The sequence below is a fragment of the Roseovarius nanhaiticus genome (assembly GCF_900156535.1).
GTDB lineage: Bacteria > Pseudomonadota > Alphaproteobacteria > Rhodobacterales > Rhodobacteraceae > Roseovarius > Roseovarius nanhaiticus.
The window spans coordinates 767,747-783,071 of the sequence record NZ_FTNV01000001.1; the positions used below are offsets into that span (position 1 = coordinate 767,747).

Below are 15,325 nucleotides of genomic sequence, written 5' to 3' on the forward strand. Positions count from 1 at the left end.
ATGCATGTTGCTGCAGGACGCCTGACGCGGGCACGCAGGCTGCATTGGCTGCTGGCGGCTGCGTTGGTGGCTGCCTGCCTGCTCAGTCTGCAAATCGGTGCCACCGACGTGCGGATCACGCATCTTGTGGCGGCCCTCGCGCGGGGCGAAGCATTGAGCCAGATGGAGCGTGTGGTCCTCTTGGACATCCGGCTGCCGCGCCTTGCCATGGGCGTTCTGGTGGGCGCCGCCTTGGCGGTCTCGGGCGCGGTGATGCAGGGGCTCTTTCGCAATCCTCTGGCTGATCCCGGCATCGTGGGCGTCGGTGCCGGCGCGGGGCTGGGCGCGATCCTCGCCATTGTACTGGGCGGACTGCTGCCCGCCTGGGTGGCGGCATCCGCAGGCAATCAGCTGGTTCCTGTCGCAGCCTTTGTTGGTGGTTGGGGCTCGACCATTTTGCTCTACCGCGTCTCGACCAGTGGGGGGCATACGTCGGTCGCAACGATGCTGCTGGCGGGCATCGCGCTGGGGGCGCTGGCGGGCGCGCTGTCTGGCATCCTTGTCTATATCGCCGATGACCAGCAGTTGCGCGATCTGACCTTCTGGGGCCTCGGATCGCTGGCCGGGGCCAGCTGGACCAAGGTGCTGGCGGCGGGGCCGATGATCCTTGCCGCGATTGCCGCGGCCCTGATGCTCGGGCGCGGCCTCAACGGGCTGGCCTTGGGCGAGGCGACGGCGGCGCATATCGGCATCGACGTGCAGCGCATGAAGTCCATCGCCATCCTTGCCGTTGCCGCGGCAACGGGCGCCGCCGTCGCGGTCTCGGGCGGGATCGGCTTTGTCGGGATCGTAGTGCCGCATCTTCTGCGGCTGGCCTCGGGGCCGGATCACCGCACGCTTTTGCTCAATTCCGCGCTTCTGGGCGCCACTCTGCTCATCCTTGCGGATGTCATTGCACGCACGGTCATCGCGCCCGCCGAGCTTCCCATCGGGATCGTGACCGCCGTTCTGGGTGCGCCGGTCTTTTTGTGGATCCTGATCAAACGCCGTGGGGTGGCGCTGTCATGACGTTTTGTGCCGAAAATATCCGCGTCTCATACGGCCAGCGCGAGGTGCTGGGAGGTGTCAGCCTCACCGCGCAGCCCGGTGAGGTGACGGCGATCGTCGGTCCGAACGGGTCCGGTAAATCGACGCTATTGGGCGCCATGAGTGCCAGCCTGCCTTATGAGGGTACTGTCGCGCTGAACGGGCGGGATATCAGGGCGATGAAGCCTTGGCATCTTGCCGCGCAAAGGGCCGTCCTGCCGCAGACCTCGCAGCTTGCCTTTCCCTTCACCGTGATCGAGGTGGTCCGCCTTGGCCAGCAGGCGGGGACAGCGGGCGCTCGCCTAGACGTCCCACTCCGCGCGCTGGCGCGCGTGGGCCTTATGCATTACGCGAACCGCCGCTTTTCAGAGCTGTCGGGCGGCGAGGCGCAGCGCGTCATGCTGGCACGCGTGCTGGCGCAGGTCTGGGCGCCCATCGCGAATGACATACCACGCTGGCTGCTGCTGGATGAGCCTGTGTCGAGCCTTGATATCGCGCATCAGTTGCAGGTCATGCAGATCGCCCGCGAATTCGCCGGGGCGGGGGGCGGGGTGATCGCCGTCATGCATGATTTGAACCTGACCGCGTTATACGCCGACAAGGTCGCGGTACTGGCAGGGGGCGAACGCCTCGCCTTTGGCGCGCCGGGCGACGTGCTGACCGACACGGTTCTGTCGCGTGCCTACGGTTGCGCCCTGCGCGTCTGCGCGCCGCCACCTGAGGGCATTCCCTATATCCTGCCGCACGCGGCCTCTGCCTGAAAGGATCTTCCATGCGCCTTGCCCTCCTTCTCGCGTACCTCGCCGCTCCCGCCATAGCCGCCGCAAGCGCCGATATCGTCATCCTTGGCGAAGTTCACGACAATCCCGATGCGCATCTGGGCCAGGCTGACGCGGTACGTAATTTGGCGCCCACTGCGGTTGTCTTCGAAATGCTGACCGCCGCCGAGGCCAAGCGGGCCGATGCCGATCGCGGCCTCATAGCGGAGGCGTGGGCAAAGAGCGGCTGGCAGGACTTCGCGATCTACAGCCCGATCTTCGATGCGTTCGGCGCGGCGCGTATCGTCGGCGCCGCCGCACCGCGCGATACTGTGCGCGCCGTCTTTACAATCGGGCCTGCAGATCTGTTTGGCCCCGAGGCGCCGCGCTACGGGCTCGATGCCGCGCTGCCCGAGGATCAGCAGCGCCAGCGCGAGGATCAACAGTTCGACGCGCATTGCGCGGCCATGCCGCGCGACGCCATGGCCGGCATGGTCGCGGTTCAGCGCTACCGCGATGCAGCCTTCGCCCGCAGCGCGCTTGAGGCGCTGAACCGCTACGGCCCACCCGTCGCGGTGATCGTGGGCAACGGCCATGCCCGCACCGATTGGGGTGTTCCCGCGATGATCGCGCGCGCAGCGCCCGCTGTGACCACCCATGCCATCGGTTTTGTCGAGCAAGTCACCGACATGCCTTTTGATGAGATACGCGTCGTCCCTCCGGCGGACCGCGACGATCCGTGCAAATCCCTTTCGTCAGATTAAAGAGGCATCCGAATTCAGGCTCGGGTCATCATCAAGGCGTTTCGAGCTGCGCAGGCCCGCGTCGGTCCAAACCGCAAGCTGCAAAAGGGCGCGTCCCGCTTCCACGATTTCTGGTCGATCCGGTTGATCGGCGCGGCCTTGCCCATTCGATTTCTTGTGCCTGATCCCGCAATTCATATCTTGACTGAAAAAGTCGGGATAGGCTAAGCATAGGTAATTCCCGACTCTATTGGTCGAGATAAAGTCGTCAAAATGGGTTCACGGCGGGGCTGTCGTTTTTAACAAAGCTGCCAGAGATGAGGAGACCCGCCATGCAACGATCTGCGCCGCCGCAAAGGCCCGAGACACCCAGCCCCGCCCCTGGGGTCTGGCGCGAGTTTGCTCAGTGCAGCGTCGATTGTACCTGCCTTGAAGGATTTGCCCTCGAAGGTCTCTTCGACATGGAACGCAGCCGCGTGTCCGCCGGTGAAAGGGCGCGTTGGCCATGATACAGCACACCCCGGCACCCCGCCCCGTCGAACATCAAGACGATACTGCGACTTATGACGCGCGCGACCTGGTCCGGGACGGCGTGAAGGCAAATGTCGTTTTGGATGATCAAACCTACACGCTGCGCATCACCCGCGCCGGCAAGCTGATCCTGACCAAGTGAGGCACGAACCCTGCGCATTGCCGCCCGTGGCTCGCTTAACGCAGGCACTTGAGCGACAGTCCCTGCCAACTCAGGCCAGCCGCCCGGCCCGCATCTAGAGGACATCATGGCAAAAATTCCCAGCCCCTGCATCGACGTCTGCAAGTTCAAGCGTGACGGCCACTGCATCGGATGCTCGATGACCAAGGCGCAGAAATCCGCCTTCAAGGCATTGGAGAAAAACGCGCATCGCGAGGCTTTCGTCGAGCTGGTGGTCGCGCAGCAGGCGGTCATGGGCCGCTACGCGCATTGGGAGCCGGCCTATGAAAAGAAGTGCCGCAAGAAGAACGTGTCACTGAGAATGCTCAACAAGGATGCGGCAGCGTAAGCTCCCTCAAGGCTTGTGAATTGGGCATCCCAGCCGATGACGATACGAGAAGAAAGGGAGTGAATATGGGCGCAGCACTTCGCAAACCGGACGTCGAATACGGATTTGACCTCGGGCAAGGGCTGCAAGGCACGACCTTGCTGTCGCATGTGCGCCACGTCGCCCGGCGCAGCCGGTGCAAGAAATACGTCGACCTCTTTGGCGCCTGTGCGGTTCTGTCGGGCAATCGCCACGTGGCCGCGCAAGCCGCGTCCGAAGTGCTGATGCGCGGCCTTTCGCAGGCGTTGGGTCGGCGACCGGTCATCTACCGCGTCGACGAGTCCGATATGTCCTTTGACGAGGCATGGCTGCTGGCCTTGGCCCGCAGCCTGAAAACGGATGACACGGACAGTGCCACGTTTTTGCTGAATTCACGGGTCAAGAAACATCTGCACCGCAATCTGGTCTTTCTGCTCCGGGCGGTCATCGACAAATTTCCTCAAGTTTAGAAAGATTCTAAATTGGTCTTGCTGAACGGCCATCTGCGCTCTAATGTTTGGCTGCGAGCCAGCCAAATGCCAGCCAGCGCCCTATTTCAACGCAGGAGGCCGTGATGACCCAGACCGCCCAAGCCCTTTCGACGGATGCCACAGCGCAGATCGCCGAAGCTCTCAACCAATGCGTCGCCGAGACCGCAGTGACCACGATGCTCGCGCAGAATTTCCACTGGAACGTGACCGGGATGGCGTTTGGCCCCCTGCACGATCTGTTCCAGAAGATCTACGAAGACCACTTTATCGGGCAGGATGATCTGGCCGAGCGTGTGAAAGCGTTGGGCGCTCATGCCGAAGGCACGCTGGGCGGCATGCTGCAGCGGTCCAAAGTCTCCGAGGTCGAAGGCGTACCCGCGGCCGAGGACATGATCCGCCTTTTGAAAGAGGCGCAGGAAACCTTGGCTGAGACAATTGCCGGTGCCGGTGAACTCGCGGCCCAGCACGGCGACACTCTGACCGAGGATCTGTGCATCGCACGGGGCCAGACCCACGAGAAATTCGCCTGGATGCTGCGCGCGCATCTGGCGTAACCGCAGCAGCCGGACCCGGCCACTGGCATTGATCTTGCACCGGGCGCGGCTGGCACTTCGCTGGCCAGCGCCCGCTTTGCCATGAGATGCGGGCCTGCGGCGCCACGTGCCGCGATTGCCAAAACACTGACTGACCTTTCTCCATTCGACAAGGGCGGCAAGCTGGTGGCGCCCCCGCCTGCGATCTCGAAGAGGAAGTTGAGGCCGCGCATCGCGAACCTCAGACGTGACATCAGCCAAATCGGTGATGGCCATGCGCAGCCGTGCCAGAGCGGGGCCACCCGTTATGGCCCGCAATGCCCGGCACATCGCAGCTGAAGTGGTCAGGCCAGAGTAGCCGCCGGATGACGCCAGAGTTATGCGCGCGTCACGTGCCAAGATATCGCCATAGTCAGAACAAAGACCTGCCCGGCTTTCTTTGGATATTTGCGGTGTTTCATGAGGCAGGGCTGGCATGACGATACAGGCAAAATTCGAACTCGACACATCCGCTGTTGCGGGTGGCGGCCTTTCGCGCTTGATCGTTCAATCCCTCAGGGACAACGGTATCCTGCTTGTTCTGGTGCTGGCCTACTATGTGGCTGCCCTGCTGATCGGCGTCTATACGGCAACGCCCGTCAGCACCGTCAGCCCGACCATTCTTGCGCTCATGCTGGCAAGCCTCGTGCCGATTTTTCTGGCGACGATGATCATCTGGCGCTTTGCCTACATGGCAGTAGCCGTCCGCCCGGCCAAACCCATTGCCTGGATGATGCAAGATCTGAAGAGCACCTTCCTCTATGATCACAGGCGATTGGTCAGTGGGGGCATCGCGATCCTTGCGATCATCTTTTTCGCGGCGGTCTTTGCCTATGTCAAAGAGACCATTCCCCAGCTCAACCCGTTCTCGTGGGACGGCACTTTCGCACGGCTCGATCGGCAAATGCACGGCGGTCACGACCCTTACGCCCTGTTCAGTCCCATTTTTGCGAACGCGACCGCATTGCGCGGTCTCGACCTGGCGTATTCGGCCTGGTTCCTCCTGATCTATTTCTTCTCGTTCATCGCCTGCATGGATCGCGAGAACCCCATGCGCAGCAACAGCTACCTGATCTCTTTCACCCTGACCTGGATCGTCGGCGGCTCTGTCTTTGCCGTCTTCTTTTCGTCGGTCGGCCCGATCTACTTTGCGGACTTCGGCTTCGGCGATCAGTTTGCACCGCTGAAGGACATGCTGCTGGGGATCAATGCGCAATATGCGCTGATGGCTGTCGACCTGCAGGCGATGCTACTGGAAAACGCTCAAAACAATTCCGGCGTCAGCGGTATTTCCGCAATGCCCAGCATGCACCTTGCCACCTCATGGATCATGGCCTTTCATGCGTTCCGCTTTGGCAAGACGTTGGGCTGGATCATGGTGGGCTTTGCCGTGGTGATCCAATTGGGATCGGTCATGCTGGGCTGGCATTATGCGATTGATGGATATGCAGGGTTCTTGGTGGCAGCGGTTTGCTGGTTTGCGGGGGCCAAGCTGGCGCGCGTCCAAAGCCGAATTGATCGGTCGTCCGCGCGCGCTTGAAGTGCGGCATGGCGCGCGCAATCCCCGCGCAGATCCGGCGGATTAGGCAGGCAATCATGGCTTTGCCATCAAGGGCCGCCGCGCAGTCTTCTGGCAGAGCCTCGGCGGCCTCATCGACGTCATCTCCCAAGCCTTTTTCGCACTGCGTCCGCAATTTGCGCGGGCCTAGTCGTATCGTAGCTCCGTCGCCTTGCCGCGGAAGATGTAATAGGACAGCACGGTATAGCCGAGGATCGCGGGCAGCACGAAAAGCGTGCCGATCAGGATGATCATCAGGCTTTCGGGGGCCGAGGCCGCCTCGTAGATCGTGATCTGCTCGGGCACGACATAAGGGTAGAACGAATAGGCCATCCCGCCGAAGGCCAGCATGAAAAGCGCGGTGGCGGCCACGAAGGGTGACCAGGACCAAGCGTCATTCGTGCGCGGCATGCGCCGCAGCTTCCACCACAGGAACCCGACCAGCGCCGCCGACAGGATCGGCAGGGGCATGAGATAGAGCATCTGCGGCATACCAAACCATTTATCGAAAATGCGCGCTGACACGAAGGGCGTCGCCAGCGAGATCGCCCCGATCCCCAGGATCAGCCCCCAGATGCCGCCCTTGGCCCAGCGGATTGCATGCGCCTGCAGCGCGCCGCCCGTCTTCAGGATCAGCCATGTTGCCCCGATGAAGCTGTAACCGACCGTCAAGAACACCGCCGTCAGCACCGCGAACGCAACATTGGGCAGTGTCCAAGCCAGCCCCATCACATACATCCCCAGCATGAAGCCCTGGGCCAGCGCAGCCATCAGCGATCCGCCAAAGAAGGCGGCGTTCCATAGGGCCTTCTGGCTGGGCGGCGCCTTGGCGCGCAGTTCGAACGAGACGCCCCGCAGGATGAGGCCGATCAGCATCACGAATACGGGCAGGTAGAGCGACGTCAGTATGACACCGTGCGCGGGCGGGAAAGCCACCAGCAGGATCCCGATCGCCAGCACCAGCCATGTCTCGTTCGCGTCCCAGAAGGGGCCAATAGACGCGACAAGCATGTCCTTTTCCGTGTCATCCGCCAGCGGCATCAAGAGGCCCACACCCAGGTCGAACCCGTCGAGCACGACATAGATCAGGATCGACAGGCCCATGAGGGCCGCGAAGGTCCAGGGCAGCCAGATGGCCGGATCGCCGAACATGTCCATCGTCATTCTCCCGGCTGCAGCATGGCGGGCTCGGCGGCGCCGGCGGCGGGCTGCTCGCGATTGGGCAGCGGATCACCCTTGGCGGCCTTGCGGGCGAGGTAGGTGATGGCGGCGATATAGGCCAGGATCAGCGCGGCGTAGATGACGAGGTATCCGACCAGCGTGGTCCAGACCATGCCCGAGGGCACGTCGCTGACCGCATCCTTGGTCGCCAGCACGCCCTGCACCAGCCAGGGCTGGCGCCCGATTTCGGTCGTGTACCACCCGGCCAGCGTGGCGATCCACCCGCTGAAGCTCATCGCGCAGAAGGCGTAGAGCGGCAGCGTGGGCATATTGCCCGCGCCGTAACGGCGCAGAAGCACGAGGCCACCCCAGGACAGGGCCAGCATCGCCATGCCCGTGCCCACCATCACGCGGAAGCTGTAGAAGACGGGCGCGACGCGCGGATGCAGAACCTCGCCATCTTCGCTGACGAAGTCGTTGAGGCCGGGCACCACGCCATCCGCCGAATGCTTGAGGATCAGGGAGGCACCATTGGGAATGGCGATCTCGAAATCGTTGCTGCGTGTTTCCTCGTTGGGGATGGCAAAGAGGACCAGCGGCACGTTCGGCCCCGTCTCCCAATTGCCTTCCATCGCGGCAACCTTGGCGGGCTGATACTCCAGCGTGTTCAGGCCGTGGAAATCGCCCGCGAGGATTTGCAGCGGAATGAGGCCCGCGCCCGTGATGATGCCGACACGCAGCGCCGATTTCACCGCCTCGCCGCGGTCGCCCCACAGCATGCGCAGCGCCGAGATCCCAGCGATGAGAAAGGCCACGGTCAGACCAGAGGCCAGCATCATGTGGACAAAGCGGTACGGCATCGACGGGTTGAAGATAATCTGCATCCAGTCCGTCGCATGCACGACGCCCTCGCGCAGCTCATACCCTTGCGGCGTATGCATCCACGAGTTCAGCACGATGATCCAGAAGGTCGACATGGTGGTGCCGAAAGCCACGAGGAACGTGGCGGTCGTATGCACCCACGGCTTTACCCGCGAGGCACCGAAGAGCATGATCCCGAGGAACACCGCCTCGAGGAAGAAGGCTGTCATGATCTCGTACGCCAGAAGCGGGCCGGCGACATTGCCCACCGTCTCCATGAAACCGGGCCAGTTGGTGCCGAACTGGAAGGACATGGTGATGCCCGACACGACGCCCATGGCAAAGCTGAGCGCAAAGACCTTCACCCAGAACATGTAGGCGTCCATCCACTTCCGCTCGCCCGTGGCGGAAAAGCGCAGCTTGAAGAACAGCAGCACCCAGCCGAGTGCGATCGTGATGGTCGGAAAGAGGATATGAAACGAGATGTTTGCGCCGAACTGAATACGCGAAAGAAGAAGAGTGTCCACCGAAGGCTCCGGGTTAAATCCAAGGGTCTGGTTTACTGATGGACATATAGGGCCATACCCCCGTTGCCGCACCGTCATGCGACAATGTGCGCGCGCCTCAAGTGCCTGATTTTCCCGAGTTTAGACGCTAACAGCCCCCGGCCCGCCCAGCGTCGCGATCGGGATCGCCGATGTCCATTTCCACGGCGCCATCGCCACAGCGCATTTGCGGGCGCGGCGGCGATGTTGTAGCCATGGCTGACGAATTTGCGAAAGACCAACATGCCTCTCAGTGACTGCCGGATCATAGACCTGCCCAAGATCGCCGACGCGCGCGGCAACCTGACCTTTGTCGAGGGGGGCAGCCATATCCCGTTCGATATCAAGCGCGTCTATTACCTCTATGACGTGCCCGGCGGCGCCGACCGGGGCGAGCATGCGCACAAAGCGCTGCATCAATTCGTGATCTGCATGTCCGGCAGTTTCGATCTGGTGCTGGATGACGGCTTTGCCTCCAAGCGGTTTCACCTCAACCGGTCCTATTTCGGGGTCTATGTCTGCCCGATGATGTGGCGCTATCTGGACAACTTCTCGTCCGGGTCGGTCTGCATGGTCATGGCGTCCGAACGCTTTGACGAGAGCGATTATATCCGCGACAAGGCCGAATTTCTCGCCGCCGTGGGCGCAACGTGAAGGTTCCGTTTCTCGATCTGACCGCCGCCAGCGCGCCCATCCAGCCCGCCATCGAGGCGGCGCTGCTGCGTGCCGCGCGCTCGGGCTATTTCATCGGCGGCCCCGAGCTTGAGGCGTTCGAGGCGGCCTATGCGGCCTATCTGGGCGCGCCCCATGCGCTGGGCGTCGCCAACGGGCTCGATGCGCTCTACCTCGGTTTGCGCGCGATGGGTATCGGGCCGGGGGATGAGGTGATCGTGCCGTCGAACACCTATATCGCCACCTGGCTCGCCGCGTCGCAATGCGGCGCCGTGCCGGTGCCGGTGGAGCCCCGCGAGGATACCTACAATCTCGATCCGGCGGCGGTGGAGGCGGCGATCACGCCGCGCACCCGTGCGATCCTGCCCGTGCATCTCTATGGGCAGCCCGCTGATATGGACGCGCTGAACGCGATCGCGGCGCGCCATGGCCTGCATATTCTGCAGGACGCGGCGCAGGCGCATGGCGCCAGCTACAAGGGCCGCAAGGTGGGGGCTGAGGGACATTGCACCTGGAGCTTTTATCCCTCCAAGAACCTTGGCGCGTTGGGCGATGGCGGCGCGCTGACCACCGATGATGAACGGATTGCCAAGGAGGTGAACCTTCTGCGCAACTACGGCTCGGCGGTGAAGTACGAGAACGACGTCAAGGGCGTGAACAGCCGGCTCGATCCCATTCAGGCCGCCGTACTGGCAGTCAAGCTGGAGGCGCTGGATGCCGCCACCGCCCGGCGGCGGCAGATCGCGGCGATGTATGGCGCGGCCTTCGCCAAGGTGGGGCTGGATCATCCGCATGTACCCGATTGGGCCGATCCGGTCTGGCATCTCTACGTGGTGCGCCACCCGCAGCGCGATGCGTTTCAGCGGCGGCTGGCGGAGGCTGGCATCGGCACGGTGATCCACTATCCCATCCCGCCGCACCTCCAGCGTGCCTATGCGGATGCCGGCCACCAGCCCGGCAGCCTGCCCATTGCCGAGCGTTTGGCAGGAGAGGTGCTGAGCCTGCCGATGTGCCCGGCGCAGACGGATGCGCAAACCGAATATGTGATCGACCGTGTGATAGAGCTCAGCTAAGACAACCGGTCAGATCATCAGCCTGAACGCGTAGGCCACGGCGCCGAGCACGGTGATAGAGGCGAGCCAAAGCCCGGCAAACCACGCGAGGCGCTGCCACAGGGGGCGCTCATCCCCGGCCATCAGTGATAGCCCTTCTCGGGGTCGATCTTGCCGCGGAAGACCCAGTAGGCATAGGCGGTATAGGCCAGGATGATCGGCAGCAGGATCGACGCACCGACCAGCATGAACATCTGGCTGCGCGCTGGCGCCGCCGCCTCGTAGATCGTTACCTCGGTCGGCACGATATAGGGGAACATCGACACGCCGAGGCCCACGAAGCACAGTGCGAAAAGCGCCAGCGCCAAGATGAAGGGCCGGTAGTCATGCTTGTGAATGGTGAGAGAGCGGAACATGAGCGCCGCGATCAGCAACACCGCGCCGCCCACGCCTATGGCGAGGGCGATGTTCCAGCCCCCAAACCACCGGCTGTAATAGCCGTCCTGCAAGAAGGGCGTCCAGAGGCTGACCAGCCCGATGAAAATGAGAGTGATCACGCCCAGCGGCCAAGCGCGCTTGCGCATCCGCTCTTGCAATGGTCCTTCGGTCTTGGCCACCAGCCATGTCGCGCCCAATAGGGTGTAGCCGACCATCACGGCAATCCCGACAGTCAGCGAAAACGGCGTCAGCCAGTCCCACCAGCCGCCCGAATAGGCGCGCGCGGCCTCGTCGATCTGGATGCCCTGCAAGATGGCCCCGAGGGCGATCCCTTGCGACAGGGACGCGACCGAAGAGCCGCCGATAAAGGCCGCATCCCAGGCCCAGCGCCCCCTCTCGGTCCGCCAGCGGAATTCGAACGCGACCCCGCGAAAGATAAGCGCCAGCAGCATTGCCATGATGGGCACGTAAAGCGCGGGCAGGATCAGCGCATAGGCCAGCGGAAAGGCCGCAAAGAGGCCCCCGCCGCCAAGGACAAGCCATGTCTCGTTCCCGTCCCAGACGGGCGCGACCGAGTTCATGATGACGTCCCGATCGCCCTTCTTGCGCTCGACCGCGAAGAGCATCCCGAGGCCCAGATCGAACCCGTCGAGCACAACGTAGACCAGAACCGCAAAGGCGATCAGGAACGCCCAGATCGTCGTCAGGTCGATCGCGAATCCTTCGGTGATCGGCATGTCTCAGACCTCCTTCATGGCGCGGGGACGGCGGCTGGCTTCTTCGGGGGCGGGGGTGATGCCCGCCGCACGTGTTGGCCCGTCGACGACATCCTTGAACCGCTCCTCGTCCGAATGGGGCGGGCGCGACATCAGCCGCATGATGTAGAAGGTGCCAGCACCGAAGACCGCGAAATAGATCACGACGAATGCCACCAGCGAAGCGCCCACGGCGGGCGCGTCCAAAGGCGCGGCGCTGTCGACGGTGCGCAATAGGCCGTAGACCGTGTAGGGCTGGCGTCCCACCTCGGTCGTGACCCATCCCGCCAGAACCGCGATCAGGCCCGATGGCCCCATGACTACAGCCGCGCGGTGCAGCCATGGCGCGTCGTAAAGCCTGCCGCGATACCGCGCGAACAACGACCAGACGCCAATGCCCAGCATCGCAAATCCCAGCGCCACCATGATCCGAAAGGACCAGAACACAACGGCCACAGGCGGCTGTTCGTCATCGGGGATCGTGTCGAGCCCCGCCAAGGGTGCGTTGAGGTCATGCTTGAGGATAAGCGACGATAGTTTGGGGATGCCAATGGCATAATCCAGCGTCTGCGTTTCGTCATTGGGCAGGCCGAAAAGATAGAGGGGCGCGCCGTCGGGGTGACTCTCGTAATGGCCTTCCATCGCCATCACCTTGGCGGGCTGATGTTCCAGCGTGTTGATACCGTGCAGGTCGCCCAGAAAGATTTGAACCGGGGCCACGATCGCCGCCATCCACATCGCCATCGAAAACATCGTGCGCGTTGCGGGCGAAGCCTTCGCGCCACGGCGCCGTTGTCGCAAAAGGTGAAAGGCGCCGACGCCGCCGACGATAAACGCTGTCGTCAAATAGGCCGCCGTGACGGTGTGCATGAGCCGATAGGGGAAGGACGGATTGAAGACGATCTGCCAGAAATCTTCGGGCATGAACTGGCCCGTGGCCGCGTCGATACTGAACCCGGCGGGCGTGTGCATCCAGCTGTTGACCGACAAAATCCAGAAGGCTGAAAAGAACGTGCCGAACGCGACAGCAGCGCAGGCGGCCATATGCAGCCGCTCGCCCACCTTTTCGCGCCCGAAAAGCATGATGCCCAGAAACCCCGCCTCGAGGAAGAAGGCCGACAGCACTTCGTAGGCCATGGGCCCACCGATGACCGGCCCTGCCTTGTCGGAAAAGACGCTCCAGTTGGTGCCGAACTGATATGACATCACGATCCCCGACACGACGCCCATGGCAAAGGCGAGGGCGAAAATCTTGACCCAATAGCGAAAGAGGTCGAGGTATTTTTGCTGCCGCGTCGTCAGCCAAAGCCCATTCAGGACCGCCAGATAGCTGGCGAGGCCGATGGTGAAGGCCGGAAAGAGAAAGTGAAATGAAACGGTAAAGGCGAACTGAATGCGCGCCAAAAACACAGCATCGAAGGATCCCAGCATGATAAACCTCGCTACGGCCTAAACCATAGGTAGCGCCCGCCACAGCCAGAGCCAACCCATGCTGCATTGCGGCGCATCGCCACGCGGGGGCAGGACATCAGGGCCGAAGGCGATCACATTTTGTTTATATTTGGCGCGGCCCTTGTTCACCGGATGCTTACAACCCCATGAAATGACACACAGAGCTGTGCATATTTCGGTAAATACCTGTATTTATGCGCCACCACACAAGATGCCGTGCGGGAACCTGCTGGCCGATGAACGGTTCTTAGCCTAGAATCTACGGCAAAAGCGCCAGAACGCTGCCGCTACCAGGGACAAGGACATACCAGTGGGTTTCAGAAAAGCAGCGCGCCCGTTGCCGTCTATCGCGGTCGCCGCCACTCTTGCCATTGGCGGATCGATTTCTGCCGGGACCGCGCAGGCGCTTGAGAATCTCAGGTTTGAAATTCCAGCCGTGGACGAGGATTTGCGCGACGCGTTGGTGGATGCGTCGCTTATCCTGTCGGCCAAGCAGGATGGGCGCACGAGTCCCCAGGATATCATCGCCGCTGCCAATGCAGATTACGCCAATCTGCTCGGCGTGCTTTACAAGTTCGGCTATTACAGTGGCGTCATTCGCATTTCCATTGACGGGCGCGAGGCGGGCACATTGTCGCCTTTCGCCAAGCCCGACGGCGTCGATACGGTCGTTGTCACTGTCCTTCCCGACTTTATTTTCGGCTTTTCGAAAACCGAGATCACCCCGCTGGCCCCCGGCACTGAATTGCCCGAAGAATTCACCCCCGGCGAGCCGGCCCGCGCGGCCGTCATCGGCGCTGCGGCGGATGCCGGCATTGGCGGCTGGCGCGACCAGGGCCGTGCCAAGGCAGAGATCGTGGGCGAGAACATCGTCGCCGACCACAGAACCAACACGCTTTCAGCGCAAGTCATGCTGAAGCCCGGTCCGGTCGTGACCTTCGGCAATCTGGTCCAGACATCTGAAAGTGACGTACGTTCCGAGCGGCTGCGCCAGATCGCGGGTCTGCCGACCGGGACGCGCTTTGACCCTGAGGAGCTGAAGAAATCCGCGCAGCGCCTCCGCCGCACCGGCGCCTTCAAATCCGTCGCCCTCACCGAATCCGAGACGCTGCGCGATGGCGATGTCATGGATATTCAGATGAACATCGCCGACGAAAAGCCGCGCCGTTTCGGCGCCGGCATCGAGGTGTCGAGCAACGAAGGTCTTACGGTGTCCAGCTTTTGGTTGCACCGCAACCTTCTGGGCGGGGCCGAGCGTCTGCGATTTGACGTCGAGGTCGGCGGCATCGGCAGTCAGACGGGCGGCTTCGAGGGCGGTATCGATTACAAGGTCGGCGCCCGGTTCGAGCGCCCCGCGACGTTCGGTGCGGACACGACGCTCTTTGTGCTGGGCAATATCGCCCGAGAAGACGAGCCGAATTATCTGTCGGACAGTGCCGAGCTTGGCTTCGGCTTCAGCCGCATCATCAATGACGAGTTGACGGTCGAGGCGGGTCTGGGGCTGCGTTACTCGGAAGAGCGTGACGTGACGGGCCGCAGCGAGTTCTTTCATCTGCTGATCCCGCTCAAGGCGACCTATGACAACCGCGACGATCCGCTGGACCCGTCCAAGGGCTTTTATGCGCAGGCCGAGGTCACGCCCTTCATCGCTCTCGATGGCAAGGATAGCGGCGGGCGCATCCTGTTGGATGGCCGCGCCTACCGCGAAGTGACGGATAGCGGTTTTCTGACATTGGCGACGCGGCTGCAATTCGGCAGCGTCTTGGGCGCCAGCCTGGCGGACACACCGCAAGAATTTCTGTTCTACTCGGGCGGCGGCAACACGGTGCGCGGGCATCCCTACCAGTCGCTGGGCGTCGGGCCACCCTTTGCCATCACGGGCGGGCGCAGCTTTGTCGGAGCCTCCGCCGAGGCGCGCTTCGATATTGCAGGCAATTTTGACCCCGTCGCGTTTTTCGACGTCGGCTATATCGGATCCGAGAGCCTTTATGACGACAGTGGCCGCTGGCACAGCGGCGCGGGCATCGGCATCCGCTATGCCACCGGAATCGGCCCCATCCGGTTCGACGTGGCAGCGCCCGTATCGGGCAGCACCGGGGACGGCGTTCAGATCTATATCGGCATCGGACAAGCGTTTTGAGACA

Annotated in this window: 16 protein-coding genes; 11 read left to right on the forward strand and 5 right to left on the reverse strand. The window is 62.7% G+C overall.

The features are described from left to right. The 8 genes from BW975_RS03700 to BW975_RS03735 all read left to right on the forward strand — a co-directional run bounded on the left by BW975_RS03700 (nucleotide 1) and on the right by BW975_RS03735 (nucleotide 6,227). On the forward strand, nucleotides 1-1,047 hold the full coding sequence (locus BW975_RS03700) for a FecCD family ABC transporter permease (RefSeq protein ID WP_244512564.1): 1,047 nt from the start codon (nucleotides 1-3) through the stop codon (nucleotides 1,045-1,047). Next, complete coding sequence (locus tag BW975_RS03705) at nucleotides 1,044-1,826, forward strand: heme ABC transporter ATP-binding protein (protein WP_076531063.1); 783 nt, start codon at nucleotides 1,044-1,046, stop codon at nucleotides 1,824-1,826. Before BW975_RS03700 ends, BW975_RS03705 begins: the two co-directional genes overlap by 4 nt. Nucleotides 1,827-1,837: 11 nt before the next feature. Next, nucleotides 1,838-2,587: a ChaN family lipoprotein gene (locus BW975_RS03710; protein ID WP_076531064.1), complete on the forward strand. Its 750-nt coding sequence runs from the start codon at nucleotides 1,838-1,840 to the stop codon at nucleotides 2,585-2,587. A gap of 484 nt (nucleotides 2,588-3,071) precedes the next feature. Further along, nucleotides 3,072-3,239 (forward strand): hemin uptake protein HemP, encoded by a 168-nt coding sequence (locus tag BW975_RS03715; protein WP_076531065.1) that lies wholly within the window; start codon nucleotides 3,072-3,074, stop codon nucleotides 3,237-3,239. Nucleotides 3,240-3,345: 106 nt separating this feature from the next. Continuing rightward, a complete protein-coding gene (locus BW975_RS03720) occupies nucleotides 3,346-3,606 on the forward strand; it encodes a DUF1289 domain-containing protein (RefSeq protein WP_076531067.1) in 261 nt (86 codons plus the stop codon). A 65-nt stretch (nucleotides 3,607-3,671) separates the two neighbouring features. Beyond that, nucleotides 3,672-4,094, forward strand: coding sequence for a hypothetical protein (locus BW975_RS03725; RefSeq protein WP_076531068.1), 423 nt, complete (start codon nucleotides 3,672-3,674; stop codon nucleotides 4,092-4,094). Between the two features lie 104 nt (nucleotides 4,095-4,198). Continuing rightward, complete coding sequence (locus BW975_RS03730) at nucleotides 4,199-4,669, forward strand: Dps family protein (RefSeq protein WP_076531070.1); 471 nt, start codon at nucleotides 4,199-4,201, stop codon at nucleotides 4,667-4,669. Nucleotides 4,670-5,123: 454 nt separating this feature from the next. Next, nucleotides 5,124-6,227 carry a phosphatase PAP2 family protein gene (locus BW975_RS03735; protein WP_076531071.1) on the forward strand — a complete coding sequence of 368 codons (1,104 nt, stop codon included), beginning with the start codon at nucleotides 5,124-5,126 and terminating at the stop codon, nucleotides 6,225-6,227. Between the two features lie 165 nt (nucleotides 6,228-6,392). On the opposite strand, the gene BW975_RS03740 is transcribed toward BW975_RS03735, so the two are convergent. Both BW975_RS03740 and BW975_RS03745 read right to left on the reverse strand, forming a co-directional pair. Continuing rightward, complete coding sequence (locus BW975_RS03740) at nucleotides 6,393-7,403, reverse strand: cytochrome d ubiquinol oxidase subunit II (RefSeq protein ID WP_076531073.1); 1,011 nt, start codon at nucleotides 7,401-7,403, stop codon at nucleotides 6,393-6,395. A gap of 2 nt (nucleotides 7,404-7,405) precedes the next feature. Further along, on the reverse strand, nucleotides 7,406-8,794 hold the full coding sequence (locus BW975_RS03745; RefSeq protein WP_076531075.1) for a cytochrome ubiquinol oxidase subunit I: 1,389 nt from the start codon (nucleotides 8,792-8,794) through the stop codon (nucleotides 7,406-7,408). A 261-nt stretch (nucleotides 8,795-9,055) separates the two neighbouring features. Between BW975_RS03745 and BW975_RS03750 the strand changes: the two genes are divergently transcribed. Both BW975_RS03750 and BW975_RS03755 read left to right on the forward strand, forming a co-directional pair. After that, entirely contained in the window at nucleotides 9,056-9,466 is a 411-nt protein-coding gene (locus BW975_RS03750; protein ID WP_170846553.1) for a sugar 3,4-ketoisomerase, read from the forward strand. Next, nucleotides 9,463-10,557, forward strand: coding sequence for a DegT/DnrJ/EryC1/StrS family aminotransferase (locus tag BW975_RS03755; protein WP_076531078.1), 1,095 nt, complete (start codon nucleotides 9,463-9,465; stop codon nucleotides 10,555-10,557). Before BW975_RS03750 ends, BW975_RS03755 begins: the two co-directional genes overlap by 4 nt. Nucleotides 10,558-10,566: 9 nt before the next feature. Here BW975_RS03755 and BW975_RS03760 read toward each other — a convergent pair whose 3' ends face one another. Genes BW975_RS03760 through BW975_RS03770 form a run of 3 tightly spaced genes read right to left on the reverse strand, consistent with a single transcriptional unit; the run spans nucleotide 10,567 to nucleotide 13,160 of the window. Continuing rightward, a complete protein-coding gene (locus BW975_RS03760; RefSeq protein ID WP_076531079.1) occupies nucleotides 10,567-10,680 on the reverse strand; it encodes a DUF2474 family protein in 114 nt (37 codons plus the stop codon). Beyond that, a complete protein-coding gene (gene cydB, locus BW975_RS03765) occupies nucleotides 10,680-11,711 on the reverse strand; it encodes a cytochrome d ubiquinol oxidase subunit II (protein WP_076531081.1) in 1,032 nt (343 codons plus the stop codon). Before cydB ends, BW975_RS03760 begins: the two co-directional genes overlap by 1 nt. Before the next feature lie 3 nt (nucleotides 11,712-11,714). Further along, on the reverse strand, nucleotides 11,715-13,160 hold the full coding sequence (locus tag BW975_RS03770; RefSeq protein ID WP_076531083.1) for a cytochrome ubiquinol oxidase subunit I: 1,446 nt from the start codon (nucleotides 13,158-13,160) through the stop codon (nucleotides 11,715-11,717). Nucleotides 13,161-13,491: 331 nt separating this feature from the next. Here BW975_RS03770 and BW975_RS03775 point away from each other — a divergent pair, with 331 nt between their 5' ends. Beyond that, nucleotides 13,492-15,321 carry an autotransporter assembly complex protein TamA gene (locus BW975_RS03775; protein WP_076531084.1) on the forward strand — a complete coding sequence of 610 codons (1,830 nt, stop codon included), beginning with the start codon at nucleotides 13,492-13,494 and terminating at the stop codon, nucleotides 15,319-15,321. Nucleotides 15,322-15,325 lie beyond the last annotated feature (4 nt).

What these genes read in the sequence shown, in the direction of transcription:
- BW975_RS03760 (WP_076531079.1), bottom strand. Translation starts at nt 10,680, where the DNA reads ATGGCCGGGGATGAGCGCCCCCTGTGGCAGCGCCTCGCGTGGTTTGCC.
- BW975_RS03735 (WP_076531071.1), top strand. Translation starts at nt 5,124, where the DNA reads ATGACGATACAGGCAAAATTCGAACTCGACACATCCGCTGTTGCGGGT.
- BW975_RS03770 (WP_076531083.1), bottom strand. Translation starts at nt 13,160, where the DNA reads ATGCTGGGATCCTTCGATGCTGTGTTTTTGGCGCGCATTCAGTTCGCC.
- BW975_RS03710 (WP_076531064.1), top strand. Translation starts at nt 1,838, where the DNA reads ATGCGCCTTGCCCTCCTTCTCGCGTACCTCGCCGCTCCCGCCATAGCC.
- cydB (WP_076531081.1), bottom strand. Translation starts at nt 11,711, where the DNA reads ATGCCGATCACCGAAGGATTCGCGATCGACCTGACGACGATCTGGGCG.
- BW975_RS03705 (WP_076531063.1), top strand. Translation starts at nt 1,044, where the DNA reads ATGACGTTTTGTGCCGAAAATATCCGCGTCTCATACGGCCAGCGCGAG.
- BW975_RS03750 (WP_170846553.1), top strand. Translation starts at nt 9,056, where the DNA reads ATGCCTCTCAGTGACTGCCGGATCATAGACCTGCCCAAGATCGCCGAC.
- BW975_RS03700 (WP_244512564.1), top strand. Translation starts at nt 1, where the DNA reads ATGCATGTTGCTGCAGGACGCCTGACGCGGGCACGCAGGCTGCATTGG.
- BW975_RS03715 (WP_076531065.1), top strand. Translation starts at nt 3,072, where the DNA reads ATGATACAGCACACCCCGGCACCCCGCCCCGTCGAACATCAAGACGAT.
- BW975_RS03725 (WP_076531068.1), top strand. Translation starts at nt 3,672, where the DNA reads ATGGGCGCAGCACTTCGCAAACCGGACGTCGAATACGGATTTGACCTC.
- BW975_RS03720 (WP_076531067.1), top strand. Translation starts at nt 3,346, where the DNA reads ATGGCAAAAATTCCCAGCCCCTGCATCGACGTCTGCAAGTTCAAGCGT.
- BW975_RS03730 (WP_076531070.1), top strand. Translation starts at nt 4,199, where the DNA reads ATGACCCAGACCGCCCAAGCCCTTTCGACGGATGCCACAGCGCAGATC.
- BW975_RS03740 (WP_076531073.1), bottom strand. Translation starts at nt 7,403, where the DNA reads ATGGACATGTTCGGCGATCCGGCCATCTGGCTGCCCTGGACCTTCGCG.